At 53.8% G+C, this 21035-nt stretch carries 22 protein-coding genes and 1 pseudogene; 9 read left to right on the top strand and 14 right to left on the bottom strand.

What is annotated here, in order from left to right; translation table 11 throughout:
- Nucleotides 1-194 precede the first annotated feature (194 nt).
- The 6 genes from GFB57_RS05925 to livK form a co-directional block, all read right to left on the bottom strand.
- The gene (locus GFB57_RS05925; protein ID WP_003023442.1) at nt 195-476 is read right to left on the bottom strand and encodes a hypothetical protein; all 282 of its coding nucleotides are present in this window, start codon (nt 474-476) and stop codon (nt 195-197) included.
- Between the two features lie 102 nt (nt 477-578).
- Entirely contained in the window at nt 579-1292 is a 714-nt protein-coding gene (gene livF, locus GFB57_RS05920; protein ID WP_003827581.1) for a high-affinity branched-chain amino acid ABC transporter ATP-binding protein LivF, read from the bottom strand.
- A gap of 17 nt (nt 1293-1309) precedes the next feature.
- On the bottom strand, nt 1310-2077 hold the full coding sequence (gene livG / locus GFB57_RS05915; protein WP_003023438.1) for a high-affinity branched-chain amino acid ABC transporter ATP-binding protein LivG: 768 nt from the start codon (nt 2075-2077) through the stop codon (nt 1310-1312).
- Nucleotides 2074-3351, bottom strand: coding sequence for a branched chain amino acid ABC transporter permease LivM (livM, locus tag GFB57_RS05910; protein WP_003023436.1), 1278 nt, complete (start codon nt 3349-3351; stop codon nt 2074-2076). Before livM ends, livG begins: the two co-directional genes overlap by 4 nt.
- Nucleotides 3348-4274, bottom strand: coding sequence for a high-affinity branched-chain amino acid ABC transporter permease LivH (gene livH, locus GFB57_RS05905; RefSeq protein ID WP_003023435.1), 927 nt, complete (start codon nt 4272-4274; stop codon nt 3348-3350). Before livH ends, livM begins: the two co-directional genes overlap by 4 nt.
- 61 nt (nt 4275-4335) lie before the next feature.
- Complete coding sequence (gene livK / locus GFB57_RS05900; protein WP_003023433.1) at nt 4336-5445, bottom strand: high-affinity branched-chain amino acid ABC transporter substrate-binding protein LivK; 1110 nt, start codon at nt 5443-5445, stop codon at nt 4336-4338.
- Between the two features lie 423 nt (nt 5446-5868).
- Here livK and panM point away from each other — a divergent pair, with 423 nt between their 5' ends.
- Together panM and GFB57_RS05890 are read left to right on the top strand one after the other, a co-directional pair.
- Nucleotides 5869-6252, top strand: coding sequence for an aspartate 1-decarboxylase autocleavage activator PanM (panM, locus tag GFB57_RS05895; RefSeq protein ID WP_003023430.1), 384 nt, complete (start codon nt 5869-5871; stop codon nt 6250-6252).
- Nucleotides 6237-6363: pseudogene (locus GFB57_RS05890) on the top strand (hypothetical protein). The gene panM and the pseudogene GFB57_RS05890 overlap by 16 nt, the downstream one beginning before the upstream one ends.
- Nucleotides 6364-6446: 83 nt before the next feature.
- Here GFB57_RS05890 and livJ read toward each other — a convergent pair.
- From livJ to ftsY, 5 genes are all read right to left on the bottom strand, one after another.
- Complete coding sequence (gene livJ, locus GFB57_RS05885) at nt 6447-7550, bottom strand: branched chain amino acid ABC transporter substrate-binding protein LivJ (protein WP_003023428.1); 1104 nt, start codon at nt 7548-7550, stop codon at nt 6447-6449.
- A gap of 270 nt (nt 7551-7820) precedes the next feature.
- A complete protein-coding gene (rpoH, locus tag GFB57_RS05880) occupies nt 7821-8675 on the bottom strand; it encodes an RNA polymerase sigma factor RpoH (protein WP_003023425.1) in 855 nt (284 codons plus the stop codon).
- A gap of 255 nt (nt 8676-8930) precedes the next feature.
- On the bottom strand, nt 8931-9989 hold the full coding sequence (gene ftsX / locus GFB57_RS05875; RefSeq protein ID WP_003023423.1) for a permease-like cell division protein FtsX: 1059 nt from the start codon (nt 9987-9989) through the stop codon (nt 8931-8933).
- A complete protein-coding gene (gene ftsE, locus GFB57_RS05870) occupies nt 9982-10650 on the bottom strand; it encodes a cell division ATP-binding protein FtsE (protein WP_003023420.1) in 669 nt (222 codons plus the stop codon). The genes ftsX and ftsE overlap by 8 nt, the downstream gene beginning before the upstream one ends.
- Before the next feature lie 2 nt (nt 10651-10652).
- On the bottom strand, nt 10653-12152 hold the full coding sequence (gene ftsY, locus GFB57_RS05865; protein ID WP_003023419.1) for a signal recognition particle-docking protein FtsY: 1500 nt from the start codon (nt 12150-12152) through the stop codon (nt 10653-10655).
- A gap of 276 nt (nt 12153-12428) precedes the next feature.
- On the opposite strand from ftsY, the gene rsmD reads away from it, so the two are divergent.
- Both rsmD and GFB57_RS05855 read left to right on the top strand, forming a co-directional pair.
- Nucleotides 12429-13025, top strand: coding sequence for a 16S rRNA (guanine(966)-N(2))-methyltransferase (gene rsmD / locus GFB57_RS05860; RefSeq protein ID WP_003023417.1), 597 nt, complete (start codon nt 12429-12431; stop codon nt 13023-13025).
- Nucleotides 13015-13290 carry a DUF1145 family protein gene (locus GFB57_RS05855; protein WP_003023415.1) on the top strand — a complete coding sequence of 92 codons (276 nt, stop codon included), beginning with the start codon at nt 13015-13017 and terminating at the stop codon, nt 13288-13290. The genes rsmD and GFB57_RS05855 overlap by 11 nt, the downstream gene beginning before the upstream one ends.
- Before the next feature lie 100 nt (nt 13291-13390).
- Here the strand turns inward: GFB57_RS05855 and GFB57_RS05850 are convergent, their stop codons facing one another.
- Entirely contained in the window at nt 13391-13750 is a 360-nt protein-coding gene (locus GFB57_RS05850) for a DUF2500 domain-containing protein (RefSeq protein WP_003023413.1), read from the bottom strand.
- Nucleotides 13751-13891: 141 nt separating this feature from the next.
- Here GFB57_RS05850 and GFB57_RS05845 point away from each other — a divergent pair, with 141 nt between their 5' ends.
- Both GFB57_RS05845 and zntA read left to right on the top strand, forming a co-directional pair.
- On the top strand, nt 13892-14518 hold the full coding sequence (locus tag GFB57_RS05845; protein WP_003023410.1) for a lysoplasmalogenase: 627 nt from the start codon (nt 13892-13894) through the stop codon (nt 14516-14518).
- A 74-nt stretch (nt 14519-14592) separates the two neighbouring features.
- Nucleotides 14593-16791: a Zn(II)/Cd(II)/Pb(II) translocating P-type ATPase ZntA gene (gene zntA / locus GFB57_RS05840; RefSeq protein ID WP_003023407.1), complete on the top strand. Its 2199-nt coding sequence runs from the start codon at nt 14593-14595 to the stop codon at nt 16789-16791.
- Between the two features lie 93 nt (nt 16792-16884).
- Here the strand turns inward: zntA and tusA are convergent, their stop codons facing one another.
- The gene (tusA, locus tag GFB57_RS05835) at nt 16885-17130 is read right to left on the bottom strand and encodes a sulfurtransferase TusA (protein WP_003023404.1); all 246 of its coding nucleotides are present in this window, start codon (nt 17128-17130) and stop codon (nt 16885-16887) included.
- 168 nt (nt 17131-17298) lie between these two features.
- On the opposite strand from tusA, the gene GFB57_RS05830 reads away from it, so the two are divergent.
- Nucleotides 17299-17964 (top strand): 7-cyano-7-deazaguanine/7-aminomethyl-7-deazaguanine transporter, encoded by a 666-nt coding sequence (locus GFB57_RS05830; RefSeq protein ID WP_003023401.1) that lies wholly within the window; start codon nt 17299-17301, stop codon nt 17962-17964.
- Nucleotides 17965-18036: 72 nt separating this feature from the next.
- Nucleotides 18037-18594, top strand: a complete 558-nt coding sequence (locus tag GFB57_RS05825; RefSeq protein ID WP_003023399.1) for a DcrB family lipoprotein — start codon at nt 18037-18039, stop codon at nt 18592-18594.
- A 3-nt stretch (nt 18595-18597) separates the two neighbouring features.
- Here the strand turns inward: GFB57_RS05825 and GFB57_RS05820 are convergent, their stop codons facing one another.
- On the bottom strand, nt 18598-19815 hold the full coding sequence (locus GFB57_RS05820) for an MFS transporter (protein ID WP_003023396.1): 1218 nt from the start codon (nt 19813-19815) through the stop codon (nt 18598-18600).
- Nucleotides 19816-19948: 133 nt separating this feature from the next.
- On the opposite strand from GFB57_RS05820, the gene GFB57_RS05815 reads away from it, so the two are divergent.
- Nucleotides 19949-20998: an AI-2E family transporter gene (locus GFB57_RS05815; protein ID WP_003023393.1), complete on the top strand. Its 1050-nt coding sequence runs from the start codon at nt 19949-19951 to the stop codon at nt 20996-20998.
- Nucleotides 20999-21035 lie beyond the last annotated feature (37 nt).

Below are 21035 nucleotides of genomic sequence, written 5' to 3'. Positions count from 1 at the left end.
CGGGGGTAACATGACATGCTCGAATGACAGAAAAATAACTTTTTTATTACAAAAAAAAGATAGTAAGGCGACAAACAGATGGCAAGGCGGTGAAAGCGTAGTGACAGGAAAATGCGGAGTGGTGCACAACAAAGCCGGGTAGCGGTATGCCTTACCCGGCCAGGATGGCGTTATCTGTTGCTGCAGGAGAAAGATTAATCTCTGCGCCAGCGTCGTTCGTACTCATTCTGTAAACGCTGCTGCTCTCGTCGCTCACGTTCACGTTGGATATCTGATTTATCATCTTCCCAGCCCGGGCATACCGAGCTGGTAAACACTTCGCAGGGCGAGTCGGATTGCGCTAACGGGTTGTCCGATTTCTCTTCCCAGATTGCGGGATCGCGCGGGTCAAACGCTGGCGGTGTCGAGGCCAGGGTAGTTAAAGAAAGCGTCAAAAACAAACTGCCAATCATCATGCAGGTACCTGAACGAATCATCCTTTCTCCATGTTCATTTTTTATTATTGATAACTATTCTCAATAATAACATAGCGCAATAAAAAGGGGCCACAGCGGGCCCCTTGTCTATTCAGAGAATGATTAACCGCCCAGATACGCACTGCGCACCGCTTCGTTAGCCAGTAGCGCATCGCCAGTGTCTTCCAGCACCACATGACCGTTTTCCAGCACGTAGCCGCGATCGGCGAGTTTCAGCGCCTGGTTAGCGTTCTGTTCGACAAGGAAGATGGTCATCCCCTGCTCGCGCAGTTGCTCAATGGTGTTAAAGATCTGCTGGATGATAATCGGCGCCAGACCCAGCGATGGTTCATCAAGCAGTAGCAGCCTCGGCTGGCTCATCAGCGCACGGCCTATCGCCAGCATCTGCTGTTCACCGCCGGACATCGTTCCCGCACGTTGAATACGACGCTCATGCAGGCGAGGAAACAGGTCATACACCCACTTGATGCGTTCCTGAAACTGGTCTTTCTCGGCAAAGAAACCGCCCATCGCCAGGTTCTCTTCCACCGTCATACGGGAAAACACGCGACGCCCTTCCGGCACAATCGCTACCGCTTCGCGCATGATTTTCGCCGTCTGCCAGTCGGTAATGTCTTTACCATCAAAGACGATTCGCCCGCTGGTCGCTCGCGGGTCACCACACAATGTGCCGAGCAGCGTGGTTTTTCCCGCGCCGTTGGCACCAATCAGAGTAACGATTTCACCCTGGTTGATATACAAGCTGACGTCGTGCAGCGCCTGTATCTTGCCGTAGTGGGCGTTGACTTTGTCGAACGATAACATCGCCTTATCCATATTAATCCTCGCCCCCATTATGCTTCACCTAAATAGGCGCGGATAACATCCGGGTTATTACGAATCTGTTCCGGCGTCCCATTCGCCAGCGGCGTGCCCTGGTTCACCACGTAAATACGGTCAGAAATCCCCATCACCAGCTTCATGTCGTGCTCAATCAACAAAATGGTGGTGTTGTGATGGTTACGCAGTTCAGCAATCAGCTCGTCCAGCTCTTTGGTCTCTTTCGGGTTGAGTCCTGCAGCGGGTTCGTCGAGCATCAGGATTTCCGGCTGGGTCACCATGCAACGGGCAATCTCCAGACGACGCTGATCGCCGTAGGCCAGGTTACTCGCCTGACGGTTGGCGTGCTCCAGCAAACCAATACGCTCCAGCCAGGTGGCGGCGCGATCCAACGCTTCACTCTGCGCGCGACGGAACGACGGAGTTTTCAACAGGCCGGAGAAGACGCCGGTTTTCAGTTGCTGATGTTGCGCCACCAGCAGGTTTTCAATCACCGTCATTTCGCGAAACAGACGTACGTGCTGGAAAGTACGCACCACGCCCATACGCGCGATTTGCTGACCCGGTAGTCCTTCCAGATGCTGGTCGCGCAGCTTAATCGTCCCGCCGGTCGGCTTATAAAAACCGGTCAGACAGTTAAAGACCGTGGTTTTTCCCGCGCCGTTTGGCCCGATTAACGAAACTATTTCCTGCGGCCGCAGTTCCAGTTCAACGTTGTTTACCGCCAGCAGACCGCCGAAGCGCATCATCAGGCCGTTAACAGATAATAATGGCTGACTCATGCCTGCTCTCCTTTTGCTTCCCCGTTTTTCAGTTTCAACTGTGGACGGGTCATCGGCAACAAGCCCTGCGGACGCCAGATCATCATCAGTACCATTAAACCACCCAGCATTAACATGCTGTATTCGTTGAAATCACGCATCAGCTCGCGTGACACTACCAGCAGGATGGCCGCGAGGATCACCGCAAACTGTGAGCCCATTCCGCCCAATACCACAATCGCCAGCACAAAGGCCGACTCGGCAAAGGTGAAGGATTCCGGGCTGACAAACCCCTGGCGCGCGGCAAACAGCGTACCGGCAAAACCGGCAAACGCGGCGCTGATGGTAAAAGCTGTCAGTTTGATGCGCGTAGGGTTTAAGCCCAGCGAGCGACAGGCAATTTCATCTTCACGTAGCGCTTCCCACGCACGGCCCAACGGCATACGCAGCAGACGGTTAATCACAAACAGCGAGAAGACCACCAGCAGCAGCGCCACCAGATAGAGGAAAATGACGCGGTCAGAGGGATCGTACTTGACGTTAAAGAAGTTGCTGAAGGTATCCCAGCCGCCTTCACGAGCGGTACGGCTAAACTCCAGACCGAAAAAGGTCGGTTTCGGGATCTGGCTGATACCGTTCGGGCCACCGGTCACTTCGGTGTTGTTGAGCAGCAGGATACGGACGATTTCACCGAAGCCTAAGGTCACAATAGCCAGATAATCACCGCGCAGGCGCAGTACCGGGAAGCCGAGCAGGAAGCCAGCAGCAGCGGAAACCAGCCCCGCCAGCGGCAGACAGGTCCAGAAGCCGAGTCCGTAATAGTGGTTCAGCAGCGCGAAGGTGTAAGCGCCAATGGCATAAAAGCCGCCGTAGCCCAGCACCAGCAGGCCGGAAAGCCCCACCACCACGTTTAAGCCGAGGCCGAGGATGATATAAATCATCGTCAGCGTGGCGATATCCACCGTACCGCGCGAGACCATAAACGGCCACGCCACGGCAATCACCAGCAACGCCACCAGGAACAGCTTCTGTTTAACGGTGGAGCCGTCAATCGCCGGCAGAATAAACTTCGGTCCGGAGACGCTCTTCAGGCCCTTCTGGAAAGCTGGACGCAGCAACTGAAAGAGGAAGACCACGCCAGTACCAATAAACACCCACTGCCAGCGAATATCCGCCGCGGAATCCACCACCAGTTTGGTGCCGTCAAGCTCTAACTGAACGCCCATAAAGACGCCCGCCAGGACGAAGAACATGGCGGCAGAGAGCAGCGCCATTGCAAAATGCATCGGTTTCATACTTTCTCTACCTCCGGGCGACCCAGAATACCGGTCGGCATCACCAGCAGCACCAGAATCAGCAGCGCGAATGAAACGACGTCTTTGTATTCAGTACTCAGATAAGCAGAGGAGAGCGCTTCCGCGACGCCCAGAATCAGGCCGCCGATCATCGCCCCAGGAATGCTGCCGATGCCGCCAAGCACCGCTGCGGTAAAGGCCTTCATCCCGGCCATAAAGCCGATGTACGGGTTAATTACGCCATAGAATTGACCAAGCAGCACGCCCGCGACCGCCGCCATTGCCGCGCCAATCACAAAGGTCAGCGCAATCACGCGATCGGTGTTGATGCCGAGCAGGCTGGCCATTTTCAGGTCTTCCGCGCAGGCACGGCAGGCGCGCCCCATACGGGAGTAACGGATAAATAGCGTCAGCGCCAGCATCGCCAGGAAGGTTACAATCCAGATAACCAGCTGCATGGTGGTGATGGAAGCAGAGAAGTTTTCGCTACTGCCAACGGTCCACTGCCCATTAAACAGGCTGGGCAGTGCCACATCGCGCGAACCTTCCGTCAGGCTGACGTAGTTTTGCAGGAAGATGGACATCCCGATAGCGGAAATCAGCGCAATCAGGCGCTTAGAGCTGCGCACGGGTCGATACGCCACGCGTTCAATGCTCCAGCCGTAGGCGCTGGCAATCACAATCGCGCCAACGAAGCCCGCCGCGACCAGTAGCCAACTGGAATCAATGCCCATCATCATTAGCGCAGCGATGATCATAAAGGAGACATAGCTGCCGATCATATACACCTCGCCATGGGCGAAGTTGATCATGCCGATAATGCCGTACACCATCGTGTAACCGATGGCGATCAGCGCGTAGGTGCTTCCCAGCGTGACGCCGTTAAACATCTGCTGCAAGAAATAGAGGAACTGCTCGGACATAAGGTAACCTTTTTATACCCGCCCATTTTACACGGGCGGTGGGATAACTCGTCTTCAGGTATTACTTCGCGACGGTCGATGAACCGTCCGCATGCCACTGGAAGACACCAAACTCAAATCCCTTCAAATCGCCTTTTTCGTCCCATTTCAGCGGCCCAATCACGGTATCAGCCCCGTGTGCTTTCAGATCTTTCACCAGGTCCAGCGGCTCTTTGCTACCGCTGCGATCCATTGCTGTCGCCAATGACTGGACGGCTGCATAAGTGATCCACACGTACGGTCCAGTTGGATCTTTCTTGTCAGCTTTGAGCGCATCGACGATAGCTTTATTCGCCGGATCCTGGTCATAGCGTTTTGGCATGGTCACCAGCATGCCCTCAGCGGCATCACCAGCAATGTTAGACAGCGACGCATTGCCGACGCCCTCTGGTCCCATAAACTGGGTTTTCAGCCCGACGGAACGTGCCTGGCGCAGCATTTGCCCCATTTCCGGGTAGTAGCCGCCGTAATAAACAAAGTCGATATTTTCTTTTTTCAGGCGAGCGATCAGCGCAGAAAAATCTTTTTCCCCGGCGGTGATACCGTCAAAGAAAACGATGTTGGCTTTGCCCGCTTTCAGGCTGTCCTGCACTGAACGCGCCAGGCCTTCACCGTATTGCTGTTTATCGTGAATGATGGCAATGCGCTGCGGCTTCACCTTCTCCAGAATGTATTTCGCGGCGGTCGGCCCTTGAGAGGAGTCCAGGCCCGCTGTACGCATAATGTGAGCGTAACCGCGCTGGGTCAGTTCCGGGTTTGTGGCGCCCGGAGAAATCATCAGAATGCCTTCATCTTCATAGATATCTGATGCGGGCTGCGTGGAAGATGAGCACAGATGTCCAATAACGTACTGAATGCCGTCATTGACGATTTTGTTCGCTACTGCAACGGCCTGTTTCGGATCGCAGGCGTCGTCATATTCCACAGCGACCAGTTTGTCGCCTTTGACCCCGCCTTTGGCATTGATATCTTTAATGGCCTGACGTGCGCCATTAAATTCCATATCACCCCACTGCGCGACCGGACCTGACATCGCGCCGACAACAGCGACCTTGATATCTTCCGCCATGACCGCGTGTGACATTGCCAGTGCTATCACCCCTGCGATGATTGTTTTCGCATTCCGTTTCATTACCTGAATCCCCATTCGTGACGTAATTAATATTTTGTATTTATGTGGTTAAAAAGCAGTCTGTGCTTTTTTTGAACTGCACTATTTTTACCAGTCTCATTAATGGTTTAGCGCAGTCATTTAAGCAAAATCAGGCTAAAATCTCTATTTTTCAGTCGATTAAGAAAAGATAATATTCTGCTTTTCACTATAGATAAACAAAAAAAAGCACGTTTGTCAGCATAAAATAACGGTACAAAGAGCCGAATAAAATGCTGCATTCCAGGGTATTATTCTGCCTGTTTTTCAATCTCTACGGTTTCAAACTGTCATTACTGTTGTTACAAAATTATTAATCTGGTTATTCACATAAAAAAGAGAAAGCATCCGGGCGAATTATTTCGGTACACTCATTCCATCTTTTGTGATTTGGACATGCTGTTAATGAAGCTGACCATCGTTCGTTTAGATAACTTTAGCGACCAGGACCAGATTGATCTGGGCAAAATCTGGCCGGAATATTCCGCCTCATCATTAAGCGTAGATGAAACGCACCGGATCTACGCCGCGCGCTTTAACGAGCGTCTGTTAGGCGCAGTTCGCGTAACCCTGAGCGGCACACAAGGCGCATTGGATTCATTGCGCGTACGCGATATCACCCGCCGCCGCGGCGTCGGGCAGTATTTGATCGAAGAAGTGATCCGGGAAAACTCTGACGTGAGTTCATGGTGGATGGCCGACGTCGGCGTTGAAGACCGCAGCGTGATGGCCGCGTTTATGCAGGCGTTAGGGTTTACGGCCCAGGAAAATGGCTGGGAAAAAAGATAAAAAAGCCGGATGGCGCTGACGCTTATCCGGCCTACATGCTGGGAGAAAAAATAAAAAACCACCTCGCAATTTTCCAAGAATTTCGCGCTGCAGGAAGGCGGCAAGTTATGAAGTCCCCGGGAGCTTACAGAAGTAAGTGACCGGGGTTGAATAACGTAGCCAACGCACCTGCAGCGCGAAAGGCGCCAGGAAAATTACTTGGCGTCTGTCGCCGTACCATTAGCATGCCAGTCAAACACGCCGAATTCGAAGCCTTTCAGATCGCCCTTCGCATCCCATGACAGCGGCCCCATTACGGTTTCCACTGAGTTTGCTTTCAGGTATTTGGCAATTTCAGCCGGGTCGTCAGACTGGTTCAGACCGGCCTGCAAGGATTGCAGCGCGGCGTAGGTGGTCCATACGAATGCACCGCTCGGATCCTGTTTCTTGGCTTTGATCGCGTCCACAATCGGTTTGTTCGCCGGAACCTGATCGTAGTTCTTCGGTTTCGTTACCAGTAAGCCTTCCGCAGACTCACCCGCGATGTTAGACAACGACACGTTCGCTACCCCTTCTGGTCCCATAAACTGGGTTTTCAGACCCGCAGCGCGTGCCTGGCGCAGAATCTGCCCCATTTCCGGGTGGTAACCACCGTAGTAAACGAAATCGATATTCTCTTTCTTCAGACGCGCCACCAGAGTAGAGAAATCTTTCTCGCCAGCGGTGATCCCATCGAAGAACACCACGTCAGCGTTGGCTTTCTTGAGGTTGTCCTGCACGGAACGCGCCAGGCCTTCACCATACTGTTGTTTGTCGTGAACGATCGCAATGCGCTTCGGCTTCACTTTTTCAACGATATATTTGGCAGCAGTCGGGCCCTGATCGGAATCCAGACCGGTGGTACGTAACACCAGGTTATAGCCGCGTGCGGTCAGCTCTGGCGCCGTTGCCGCTGGGGTAATCATCAGAATGCCTTCGTCTTCATAGATATCTGACGCAGGCTGAGTGGAAGATGAGCACAGGTGGCCGATAACATATTTAATCCCGTCGTTGACCACTTTGTTAGCTACCGCTACCGCTTGTTTCGGGTCACAGGCATCGTCATATTTCACCATGACCAGTTTGTCACCTTTCACGCCGCCTTTGGCATTGATATCTGCAATCGCCTGCTCTGCGCCAGTAAATTCCTGATCGCCATACTGCGCTACCGGACCGGACATCGCGCCGACGACAGCAACTTTAATATCCTTAGCAAACGCCATATTGCTCAAAGACAGGGCGATACATCCTGCCAATAACGCTTTACCCTTCATATTCATCCTGACAATCCCCATTATTGTGGTTATTACGTGTGTTGTGATGTTGTTGTTCAGCACTTTATTTCGATTATTGGATAGCCACCCGTGCTTTAGCAGCATACTCTGCTAAAACATACCCGATTTTTATTATTTTGGAATAGCTAAATTTGACATGCAGATAACAACTTGATGACAAAAAGCATAAACGTCAGGAGAGAGGGGGAGAGATAAAAACAAAAAACCCCGGATTTTCATCCAGGGTTTATCAGCATTTCCAGGTCGGCTGGAAGATTATGCTTCGATCGCCGCGCGCAATTTTTTCATGGCGTTCTTTTCAAGCTGACGAACACGTTCAGCGGAAACGCCATAGCGATCGGCCAGTTCCTGCAACGTCGACTTGTTGTCTTCGTCCAGCCAACGAGCACGAATGATGTCCTGGCTACGCTCGTCCAGACCTTCCATTGCGTGGGTCAGTTTGTTCGCGGCCTGATCTTCCCAGTTATCTTCTTCAATGCCGTCGGCAAAGTTAGAAGATTTATCCTGCAGATACAGCACCGGGGCCATCGGCTGGCTGTCAGACTCATCGTCTGAAGACATGTCAAACGTCATGTCCTGCGCCGCCATACGGGATTCCATTTCGCGCACGTCTTTGCTGGAAACACCCAGCTCGCGAGCAACCATTTCAACTTCATCCTGGTTAAACCAGCCCAGACGCTGCTTGGTTTTACGCAGGTTAAAGAACAGCTTACGCTGCGCTTTAGTGGTCGCGACTTTAACGATACGCCAGTTACGCAGAACGTATTCGTGGATCTCAGCTTTGATCCAATGCACAGCGAAGGAAACCAGGCGCACACCCACTTCCGGGTTGAAACGGCGCACGGCTTTCATCAGGCCGATATTACCTTCCTGAATCAAATCCGCCTGCGGCAGGCCATAGCCCGCATAATTACGAGCAACATGAACAACAAAGCGCAGGTGAGACAGGATCAGCGTTTTAGCTGCTTCCAGATCGCCCTGGTAATGCAGCTTTTCAGCCAGTGCCCGCTCCTCGTCAGCCGACAACATCGGCCACGCGTTCGCAGCCCGGATGTAAGATTCCAGGTTACCAACAGGGGCTAAAGCTAAATTTTGCATTTCTTTGGTCATTCAAATCCTCTCAATCTTTTCATCTGGCGCATTGGCTAAAACCAATAGCAACAACCATGCCAGAGCTTATGAGCAACGAGAATATCATTCAATCTTTTATCAGACAGTGATTTTATCCACAAGTTCCATGTCGTAATGTGTATAGATTACGCACAAAATGTGACATCACAATGAATACGCCGGGAAGAGATCACAGGGACTCTTTCCCTGCAGAGCGAACTACTCAGTGCAGGGAAAGATTATACCAGAGATTTTTTAATCGGGGGTAAAGTGGCGTAAATGTTGAACCGTGGCAAGCCAGGCTGCCACCCAGCCAATCATCGAGCACACCAGCAGCAATAACAGGCATTCATCGAATGATAAGCCATTGATATCAAACTTGGTTCCAAATACCTGTGCCACTTCAGTCACCGCTGACGACAGACGCATCACCAAAATTTCTGACAAAATCAGTGAAAGAAATGCACCGGAAAAACCGAGCAGTGCCCCGCCGTAGAGGAACGGACGCAGGATAAATCCATCCGTCGCGCCAATCAGTTTTTGCACGTTAATAGTATCGCGACGCGCAAAAATACTCAGACGCACGCTGTTACCGATGACGAGGAAGACCGCCGCCACCATCAGCACGCCAATCATCGCGGAAACGCGTCCGACAAGACCCGTCAGCGCCGCCAGGCGAGCGAACCAGCTGTCATCCATCCGCACTTCATCAATACCGTTGATTTGTGCGATGCGGTCACGCAGCGTGTTTAGCGACTCCGTACCCTGGAAGTCCAGTTTGGGGATCACCACCGCCACGGCCGGCAGCGGGTTCTCTTCCAGCATATCCAGCGCACCGCCAAATCCAGACCAGTTACGGAATTCGCCCAGCGCGTCGTCACGGGAAAGATAATTCACTTTCTCCACGCCCTGCTCGGCCTGCAACTGACCAACCACCCGCGCCGCCGCATCATCATCCAGCGTTTTTTGCAGGTAAACGGTGATCTGCGGGGACGGATAATACTGGCTTGCTGCATGGTTTACGTTCTTATAAACCATGTAGCACACGCTTGGTAGCGTCAGGGAGATGGCAATAACCATCACCGTCAGGAACGTCGCCAGCGGCTTGCTTTTCAGGTCCTGTAACGCGCCCTGGAACGCATAACGTACCTGCTCATTAAAGACATTGGTTTTACGCGAGTTCGGCTTTGGCGTGGCCTTCGCACGCTTAGGCGCGTTGCGACCGCCGTCACCCGGTGCACCGCCCGATTTACGAAAGCGATCCAGTCGGCCACCGAACTGCTTGATTTGATTAATAGCGTCACGTCTATTCATGCGCCAGGCCTCCATGCAGATGTCCATCGCTCAGAACCATTTGGCGATAGGAGCGACGGGAGATCAGGCCAATATCGTGCGTGGCCATTAATACCGTGACCCCGACGCGGTTAAACTCTTCGAACAGGCGCAGGATCCCTTCCGACAGCGCGTCATCCAGGTTCCCCGTTGGTTCATCCGCCAGCAGCACCGCTGGTTTATTCACCACCGCACGGGCAATGCCGACGCGCTGTTGTTCACCGCCAGAGAGCTGAATCGGGAAGTTTTTCGCTTTGTCCAACAGCCCGACCTTATCCAGCGCCGCTGACACGCGACGACGAATATCGTCCCCGCTGGCGCCCGCGATGATCAGTGGGATTGCCACGTTGTCAAACACGGTTCTGTCCATCAACAGGTGGTGATCCTGAAAAATCATGCCAATCTGACGACGCAGAAACGGCACTTCGCGGTTTTTCAAACGGCTGATGTCATGCCCGCTAAAGTAGATTTTCCCGGCGCTGGGCCGTTCAATTCCACAAATCAGCTTCAGCAGGGTACTTTTCCCCGCGCCGGAGTGGCCGGTCAGAAACGCCATCTCGCCAGGCTGCATATGGAAGGTCACTCCCTGCAGCGCTTGTCTCCCACCGAGATAGGCCTTGCTGACATGTTCAAAGCGAATCATTGTTAATCCTCTCGGGCAAAAAGTGCCTCTATAAAATCGTCCGCTTTAAACGGACGTAAATCCTCGATACGTTCGCCCACACCGATATAGCGGATAGGGATGCCAAACTGATCGGCAACCGAGAAGATAACCCCGCCCTTCGCCGTACCGTCCAGCTTGGTCAGGGTGATACCGGTTAAGCCCACCGCTTCATGGAACAGTTTGGCCTGGCTTATCGCATTCTGCCCGGTGCTGGCGTCGATAGTCAGCATAACTTCATGCGGCGCATCTTCGTCCAGCTTCTTCATGACGCGAACGATTTTTTTCAATTCTTCCATCAGGTGCGATTTATTCTGCAAACGCCCTGCGGTATCAGCGATCAGCACATCTACGTTACGCGCCTTCGCCGCCTGGATGGCATCAAAGATAACGGACGCGGAATCCGCACCGGTATGCTGAGCAATCACCGGGATATTATTACGCTGACCCCAGACCTGCAGCTGTTCTACCGCCGCCGCACGGAAAGTATCGCCCGCCGCCAGCATTACTGATTTACCCTGCTGCTCAAACTGACGCGCCAGCTTACCAATAGTGGTGGTTTTGCCCACACCGTTGACGCCAACCATTAAGATAACAAATGGTGTTTTGCCCTCAACATTCAGCGGTTCGTCAACCTTCGCCAGAATCTCGCCCATCTCTTCTTTCAGCAGGCCGTACAGCGCTTCCGCATCTTTAAGCTGCTTGCGGCTGGCACCTTCTGTCAGATTCGCAATGATCTTACGGGTCGTTTCTACGCCCACATCGGCGATCAGCAGCTGCTCTTCCAGCTCTTCAAACAGATCATCGTCGATCTTTTTACCACGGAACAGACTGATAAATCCGGAACCGAGGTTTTCTTTTGTTTTCAGCAGGCTGCGTTTCAGACGCGCAAAGAAACCTTCTTTGGTTGGTTTTTCCTGCTCCTGGACCACCTCTTCTTCTACCGGTTCTTCTACCGGCGCCACCATAACCGCTTCTTCAGCAGCCTCAGCGGCCAGCGCCTGGGCTTCCAGCTCTTCGTCGGTCAGTTGCGGCTCGTTTTCAGCTTCTTCTTCAGCCGCCTCAACGATTTCCACGGTTTCCGCTTCGGCCTGCCACTCTTCGGCAGAAACTTCTTCGGTTTTCACCTCTTCCGGCAGCGGCAATTCTTCGCGTTCGATAACCACCGCCGCTGGCGTTTCCACTACAGTTTCAGCAACCGGCTCAATTTCCGGCTGCGCTTGTTCGGCGACAGGTTCTTCTTCCGGCTGCGGTTTCTCAATTTCCGCAACCTGTTCAGTTACTTCAACGACTTCAGCTGCAAAGGCTTGCGTTTCCGCCTCGCTACGGGTTTCCTCGGCGCGCGGCTGTTCGTCAACGACGGTAGTTTCTTCAGCAACCGGTTGTTGTTCTTCGTTTTTTACTTCTGTCTCGTTTTCCGGTGCCTGCTCTTTTTGACCAAAGCCCAGCCAGGAAAAAAAGCCACGTTTTTTCTCTTTCGCCATTTGCGACTACACTCCCCCGCTGTTGCTTCATGGCACAGCGTCAACGCTATGTACATAGCAGCTAAAAAAATGATGAAATAGTCTATCACTTATACCCAATGAATTTCGAGTTACGTCAAGGCGGCAAGCGCACGAATCCCGATGAGCTTACTTTTAGTAAGTGATTCGGGTAAGTAAGTGCAGCCAACGAAGAGGTAACTTGAAAAGCGACGGGTTAACTTAACTCACATCACCGCCTGGAATGACATGCTATAGGCGGATTGAGCAATAATAGAAATGAAAAAACCGAATCACTCTGGTAGCGGCCAGATCCGCATTATTGGCGGACAATGGCGTGGCCGTAAACTCCCGGTTCCGGACAGCCCCGGCCTGCGTCCGACCACCGACCGTGTGCGCGAAACGTTGTTTAACTGGCTGGCCCCGGTAATGGTCGATGCTCACTGTCTGGACTGCTTCGCCGGCAGCGGCGCGCTGGGGCTGGAAGCCCTCTCTCGCTATGCGGCAAATGCGACGCTTCTGGAGATGGATCGCGCGGTATCTCAGCAGCTACAAAAGAACCTCGCCACCCTGAAAGCCTCCCATGCCCACGTCGTCAATACCAATACGCTGACATTTTTGGCTCAGACGGGTACGCCGCATAACGTGGTATTTGTGGATCCGCCGTTTCGCAAAGGGTTACTGGAAGAAACATTAACACTTCTGGAAACTCATGGCTGGCTGGCAAATGAAGCGTATATTTACGTTGAAAGCGAAGTAGAAAACGGTTTGCCGCCGGTTCCGGTGAACTGGTCGCTATACCGTGAGAAAGTTGCCGGACAGGTCGCCTATCGCCTGTACCAACGTGAAGCACGAGGAGAACACGATGTTGATTAACCTGGGACGCCTGCTGATGCTGTGCGTCTGGGCATTTTTACTACTGAATATTTTCCAACCCTTTCCACGCCCACTTAACATCTTCGTTAACGTCGCACTGATATTTATGGTGCTGATGCATGGCATGCAGTTGGCGCTACTAAAAAGCACCATGCCTAAAGATGGCCCACAGATGACCAACGGAGAGAAAATCCGTATTTTTCTGTTCGGCGTCTTTGAGCTACTGGTGTGGCAGAAGAAGATTAAAGATCAGCTGAAGAAGTAACTGCGATCTTTTCGCCCGGCGGCACGTTGCGAGCCGGGGCGAAAAAATCTGTAGGCCGGATAAGGCGTAAGCCGCCATCCGGCATCAGTCAGATGACACCTTAGCGTTCAAGCGTAAAATCAACAAAACGTGAACCTTTGTAACTTAGCGTGCCTTTATCCCCGACCGTTAGCGCATGGTACTGCTGAGCATCCAGACGAAACGTCTGCTCCAGGCCGCCGTTTTGTGGCTTAAAGCTGGCTTCATAGCGCATGCTGGTTCCCGCCGGGCTCACTTCCTGTTGACGGGATCGTCGATCGTTAAGCGGTTTTTCCCGTTTGTTACTCACCACCACCTGCTTTTGCACCAGCGGCGCCGCATCATTATCGGCTTTTTCACGCCGCTGCTGAACAAAGCGAAACGACGCGGCGACAACAATTAAGATAATGATAACAATGAAAAAAAGTGGTGGTTTGCTCATAGTATTAACCCATCAGAAAATGCGGAAATAAGCATACATTGCCCGTTATGGTGTTGTCATCTGGCAGTGTCGACCTCTACACTGGACAGTAGAGCCGTAAGCACCCCGCTTACGAAAAAATAACGAATTCAAGGAACTAAGATGCTTTGGTCGTTTATCGCTGTCTGCCTTTCCGCATGGTTGTTCGTGGATGCTTCCTATCGTGGGCCCGCCTGGCAACGCTGGGTCTTTAAACCCCTGACGTTACTCCTGCTGGCGCTGCTGGCCTGGCAGGCGCCAATGTTTAACGCTATCAGCTATCTGGTGCTGGCTGGTCTGCTGGCCTCGCTGCTGGGCGATGCGCTGACGTTATTGCCGCGCCAACGCCTGCTGTACGCAGTGGGGGCATTCTTCCTGTCGCATCTGCTGTATACCATTTACTTCGCCAGCCAAATGACGCTGTCGTTCTTCTGGCCTTTGCCGTTGGTGCTGGCGGTACTGGGGGCGTTGCTGATCGCCGTGATCTGGACGCGTCTGGAAGAGCTGCGTGTCGCTATCTGCACCTTTATTGGCATCACACTGATGATGGTCTGGATGGCCGGTGAGCTGTGGTTCTTCCGCCCGACCGCTCCGGCGCTGTCGGCATTTATGGGCGCATCGCTCCTGTTCATCGGCAATATTGTCTGGCTGGGTAGCCATTACCGTCGTCGCTTTCGCGCCGATAACGCCATTGCCGCCGCCTGCTACTTCGCCGGACATTTCCTGATTGTTCGTTCGTTGTATCTTTAAAACGCTTGACTCTGGAGTCGACTCCAGAGTGTATCCTCCGGTTAATACGAAATGATTATCAACCGGAGGATGCCATGTCGACACCTGATACCAGTGGCAAAAAGGCCCCACAATTTTCTTCTTTCAAGCCAGCGCCTGCGCCACAAAAGGCGGATGACTGCTGCTGCGAAGGAAGCTGCTCCACTACACCGCCCGTATCCGATACCGTACTAGGTACCCGCTATTCTTGGAAAGTGGCGGGCATGGACTGTGCAGCCTGCGCCCGCAAAGTAGAGAATGCGGTCCGCCAGGTCAGCGGCGTCAACCAGGTCCAGGTTCTGTTCGCCACTGAAAAACTGGTGGTCGATGCCGGTTCCGATATCCGCCAGCAAGTTGAAAACGCGGTGCAAAAAGCAGGCTATACCCTGCGCGATGAGCACGCGACGGACGCCACCCCCGAGTCACGTTTTAAAGAAAACTTACCGCTGATTTCGCTGATTATCATGATGGCGATTAGCTGGGGGCTGGAGCAGTTCAATCATCCCTTCGGTCAGATAGCGTTTATCGCCACCACGCTGGTCGGTCTGTATCCCATTGCCCGTCAGGCCCTGCGTCTGATGAAAACCGGCAGCTACTTTGCCATTGAAACATTGATGAGCGTGGCCGCCATCGGCGCACTGTTTATCGGCGCGACGGCGGAAGCCGCCATGGTGCTGCTGCTGTTTTTAATTGGCGAACGCCTGGAAGGATGGGCCGCCAGCCGCGCCCGTAAAGGGGTCAGTGCACTGATGGCGCTCAAACCGGAAACCGCCACGCGCCTGCGTAACGGCGAGCGCGAAGAGGTGGCTATTAATAGCCTCCGCCCTGGCGATGTTATTGAAGTTGCCGCGGGTGGGCGTTTACCTGCCGACGGCAAACTGGTTTCCGGCTTTGCCAGTTTTGATGAAAGCGCACTGACCGGCGAATCGATCCCGGTTGAACGCGCCACCGGCGAGAAAGTCCCGGCAGGTGCTACCAGCGTGGACCGTCTGGTTACGCTGGAAGTGCTCTCCGAACCGGGCGCCAGCGCCATTGATCGTATTCTGAAGCTGATTGAAGAAGCGGAAGAACGTCGCGCCCCCATTGAGCGCTTTATTGACCGTTTCAGTCGAATTTACACTCCAGCTATTATGGCGGTTGCGCTGCTGGTCACCCTCGTACCGCCGCTGCTGTTTGCCGCATCCTGGCAGGAGTGGATTTATAAAGGACTGACGCTGCTGTTGATTGGCTGTCCTTGCGCCCTGGTGATTTCAACCCCCGCAGCCATTACCTCTGGTCTTGCCGCCGCGGCGCGTCGTGGAGCGTTAATCAAAGGCGGTGCCGCGCTGGAACAGTTGGGTAGAGTCACACAGGTGGCGTTTGATAAAACCGGCACCCTGACCATCGGTAAACCGCGCGTCACAGCGATTCATCCGGCAAGCGGTATTGGTGAAGCTGAACTGCTGGCACTGGCGGCAGCAGTAGAGCAAGGTGCGACACACCCGCTGGCACAAGCGATTGTCCGGGAAGCACAAACACGCGAACTGACTATTCCTGTCGCAAGAGAGCAACGGGCTCTGGTTGGCTCTGGAATTGAAGCGCTGGTCGACGGCGAGCGCGTGCTGATTTGCGCCGCCGGTAAGCAGCCTGCTGATGCCTTTGCCGGGCAGATAAGCGAGCTGGAAAGCGCGGGCCAAACGGTGGTGCTGGTGCTGCGTAACGATACTGTACTCGGCGTGCTGGCCCTACAGGACACGCTGCGCGACGACGCTCGCAACGCTATCGCCGAGCTTGATCAGATTGGCGTGAAAGGCGTGATCCTGACCGGTGATAACCCGCGTGCAGCGGCCGCCATTGCCGGTGAACTGGGTCTCGAATTTAAAGCAGGACTCTTGCCGGAAGATAAGGTGCAGGCCGTTACCCATCTCAACCGACAATCGCCGCTGGCGATGGTTGGCGACGGTATCAACGACGCTCCGGCAATGAAAGCGGCTACCATCGGCATTGCGATGGGAAGCGGGACCGACGTCGCGCTGGAAACCGCCGATGCCGCCCTGACCCACAACCGCCTGCGCGGTCTGGTGCAAATGATTCAACTGGCGCGGGCCACCCACGCCAATATTCGCCAGAACATTGCGATTGCGCTGGGCCTGAAGGGGATTTTCCTCGTCACCACGCTGCTCGGGATAACCGGATTGTGGCTGGCAGTGCTGGCCGATACGGGGGCAACGGTACTGGTGACCGCTAACGCGCTGCGGTTGTTACGTAAAGGATAGTTTTTTGCCGGATGACGGCGTGGCCTTATCCGGCCTACGGGTTACACGTTCTTTGTAGGCCGGATAAGCGTTAGCGCCATCCGGCAAACAAAACTAGTGACCTTTACGCAGCAGATAGCGGTACGGCAGCGAGTCGGTCTCTTTGGCCACTAGCTCATGCTCCATAAAGGTACAGAAGCCAGGAATATCGCGGGTTGTTGCCGGATCGTCGGCGACAATCAGCAGTGTTTCACCGGCCTGCATGCCACGTACGGTTTTACGCACCATCATCACCGGTTCCGGGCAGCGCAGTCCCTGGGCATCAAGAGTATGGTCGGGGGAAGTAAACAGGTCGCTCATCGTCGTCTCATTCATACAAAAACGGCGTTATTTTACGCTCTGTTGTGGCGTAAGCCAATCAGGTTAACGATTGCGTGAAAAACAACCATTGCAATGTGCTCTTAAAGCAGTATCATGCGACGGTTTTTTATTGGGTTCCCTCACCCCATCCAACAAAAAGGTCACAATATGACTCCGTTTACACAAACTCAGCGCCTAAAAGCGTTGTTCTGGCTATCGCTATTTCATCTGCTGGTGATCACCTCCAGCAACTATCTGGTGCAGCTTCCAATCTCCATTTTTGGTTTCCATACCACATGGGGCGCGTTTAGCTTTCCGTTTATTTTCCTCGCGACCGACCTGACCGTGCGTATTTTTGGCGCGCCGCTGGCTCGACGTATCATCTTTGCGGTGATGATCCCCGCGTTGCTGATCTCCTATGTCGTTTCGTCCCTGTTTTATATGGGATCGTGGCAGGGATTTGGCGCACTGCTGCACTTTAACCTGTTTGTTGCCCGTATCGCCGCCGCCAGCTTTATGGCTTACGCGCTGGGACAAATTCTGGATGTGCATGTCTTTAACCGCCTGCGCCAGAACCGTCGTTGGTGGCTGGCACCGACAGCGTCCACGCTATTTGGCAATATCAGCGATACGTTGGCCTTCTTCTTTATCGCTTTCTGGCGTAGCCCGGATGCCTTCATGGCCGAGCACTGGATGGAAATCGCGCTGGTCGATTACTGTTTCAAGGTGCTGATCAGCATTATTTTCTTCCTGCCGATGTACGGCGTGCTGCTGAATATGTTGCTGAAAAGGCTGGCAGATAAATCCGAAATCGCTGCATTGCAGACGAGTTAAAGGTTCATTTTCCGAGTTGTGATAAGATGGACGAATGAGCCGTTATGGCCGTTTATCGAAAGGAAGAAGTCAATGCGCAATCTGGTTAAATATGTCGGTATTGGCCTGCTGGTTATGGGGCTTGCAGCCTGTGATAATAGCGATACAAAAGCGCCAGCCGAGGGTGCTGCCGCAGAAAGTAGCGCCAGCGGACAACCGGTCAGCCTGCTGGACGGCAAACTCAGTTTTTCCCTGCCAGCGGATATGACCGATCAGAGCGGCAAGCTGGGCACCCAGGCGAACAATATGCACGTCTATTCTGACGCAACCGGCCAGAAAGCGGTGATTGTGATTGTTGGCGACAACACCAACGAAGACCTGGCTGTGCTGGCAAAACGTCTGGAAGATCAGCAGCGTAGCCGCGACCCACAGCTGCAGGTCGTCACCAATAAATCTATTGAGCTGAAAGGCCACACGTTGCAGCAGTTAGACAGCATCATCTCAGCCAAAGGCCAGACCGCTTACTCTTCCGTATTGCTGGGTAAAGTGGACAATCAACTGCTGACCCTGCAAATCACGCTGCCTGCTGACGATCAGCAAAAAGCGCAGACTACCGCAGAAAACATCATTAACACGCTGGTTATCCAGTAACGGTTAAGACGATGACGCGGCCTCCGGTGACACCACCTGAGGCCGTTTTTTTAGCCGCCATGTCAGCAATAACGCCACCGCCACCAGCCCAGCTGCCGCCAGATAGATAACCGGCACGCCCGCCCACGTCATTATCAACCCGGCCAGCGGCCCGGTAACCCCCAGCGATAAATCCATAAACACCGTGTAGGTCGCCAGCGCAGCGCCCTGATTTTGCTGCGGGACGGCTTTTACCGCTACCACGCCCAGCGCCGGGAAAACCAGTGAGAACCCAGCCCCAGCCAGCAGAACGCCGATTTTCGCCATCCACGGCATGGAAGCCATCCCGACCAGCAGCAGCCCGACAATCTCGACGCTAAAGCAAATCATCGCCACATTCAGCCCGCCTAAACGGTTGATACCATTTGGGAACAACAGTCGAGTGCCGACAAATGTGCAGCTAAAAAGCGTCAGCGCGAAAGCTGCGCCGTCCCAGCCTTTGGCATCATAAAACAGGGTAATAAACGTGGCGATCACCCCAAATCCAGCGGAGGCCAGGGCCAGCGCCATACCGTACAACCAGACGCGCCCGAGCACCGCGCGAAACGGCAACGGCTTGCCTTTGCTGGCCTTCACCGCAGGACGAGGGAGCGCCAGCAGTATCGCCACCAGCGCCACGCCCATCACGGTCAGCGCCAGCCCCTGTAAGCCCCCCCAGGCATAAAACAGAACGCCCAGCGGCGCGCCTATCGCCATCGCGCCATAGGTCACGATGCCATTCCAGGAAATCACCCGTCCGATGTGCATTGAGCCAACCACCCCCACGCCCCACAGCGTAGAGCCAGTTCCGGCAAAGCTTTGCCCGATCCCGAGAATCACCCGCCCCAGACACAGCAGCAGCAGACTAGCCAACGGCCAGCCGTTCGTTGATCCCGCCAGCAAATAGCCCAGACCACTTAAAAAGCAGCCACACAGCCCGAATACCACAATCTTCTTTGGCCCCAGCAGATCGGCATAGCGACCGGCATGCGGACGGCTCAGCAGCGTAGCGAAATATTGCAGGCTGATAACCAACCCAGCCCAGAAGGCGCTGAACCCCATCACATCGTGGACGTAGCCCGGCAATACCGCGAGCGGCAGGCCGATGGTCAGATAGCTGGCGAAGTTGAACATCACCACAGAGACAATGCGCAGATTAAGGCGTAAACCGTTCAGCGTCGGTTCAGCGACGGGTTCGGGCATGGAGGGTCACCACGTTTTCACAACAGTGTTTCATTTCTACCATGTTGCCGCGCAGAAATCAGCAGTCAGTTTAGGAATCTCAGCCGCAAGCCAGCCGCTACACTTAATGCAAAAACGCAAACAGGAAGAAAATATGACAACCGCTCAGCCCGATAAAACGGGTTTGCACATTTTACTCAAACTGGCTGCTTTGGTGGTGATCCTCGCCGGTATTCATGCCGCGGCGGATATCATTGTGCAACTGCTGCTGGCCCTCTTTTTTGCCATTGTATTGAATCCGCTGGTCGCCTGGTTTATTCGCCGGGGAGTACGTCGCCCGGTTGCCATTACGCTCGTAGTGGTGGTGATGCTGTTCGTCCTCACGGCACTGATCGGCGTCCTCGCGTCTTCGATCACGGAATTCATGGCCATGCTACCCAAATACAACAAGGAGCTGACACGTAAGGTCCTGCATTTACAAGAGATGGTTCCCTTTTTAAATCTGCATATGTCCCCGGAGCGCATGCTACAACGCATGGACTCCGACAAAATAATGACCTTCACCACCACGCTGATGACAAGTCTTTCCGGCGCCATGGCCAGCGTCGTTCTGCTGGTGATGACGGTCGTCTTTATGCTGTTTGAGGTACGTCATGTTCCTTATAAGCTGCGCTTTTCGCTGAACAACCCACAAATCCATATTGCGGGGCTGCATCGGGCGCTCAAGGGCGTATCTCACTATCTGGCACTGAAAACGTTGCTCAGCTTATGGACCGGTGCCATCATCTGGCTGGGTCTGGCGCTGATGGGGATTCAGTTTGCTCTGATGTGGGGCGTGCTGGCCTTCCTGCTAAACTACGTGCCCAACATTGGCTCGGTCATTTCCGCCGTCCCGCCCATGATCCAGGCGCTGCTGTTCAACGGCATTTACGAATGCGTACTGGTTGGTGCGCTGTTCCTGGTGGTGCATATGGTTATTGGCAATATCCTCGAACCCCGCATGATGGGGCATCGGCTGGGATTATCGACGCTTATCGTCTTCCTCTCTTTGCTGGTATGGGGATGGCTGCTCGGCCCGGTAGGCATGCTGCTCTCTGTGCCGTTAACCAGCGTGTGTAAAATCTGGATGGAAACGACCACAGGCGGTAGCAAACTGGCAATTTTACTCGGACCCGGCAGGCCCAAAAGTCGATTACCGGGATAAACTTGCAAACAGCATGTGAAGAGTGGTACACAACCCC

Origin of the sequence: Citrobacter sp. S39 (assembly GCF_009495675.1) — a bacterium.
GTDB lineage: Bacteria > Pseudomonadota > Gammaproteobacteria > Enterobacterales > Enterobacteriaceae > Citrobacter > Citrobacter freundii.
This window is presented reverse-complemented; position numbering and strand designations above follow the sequence as displayed.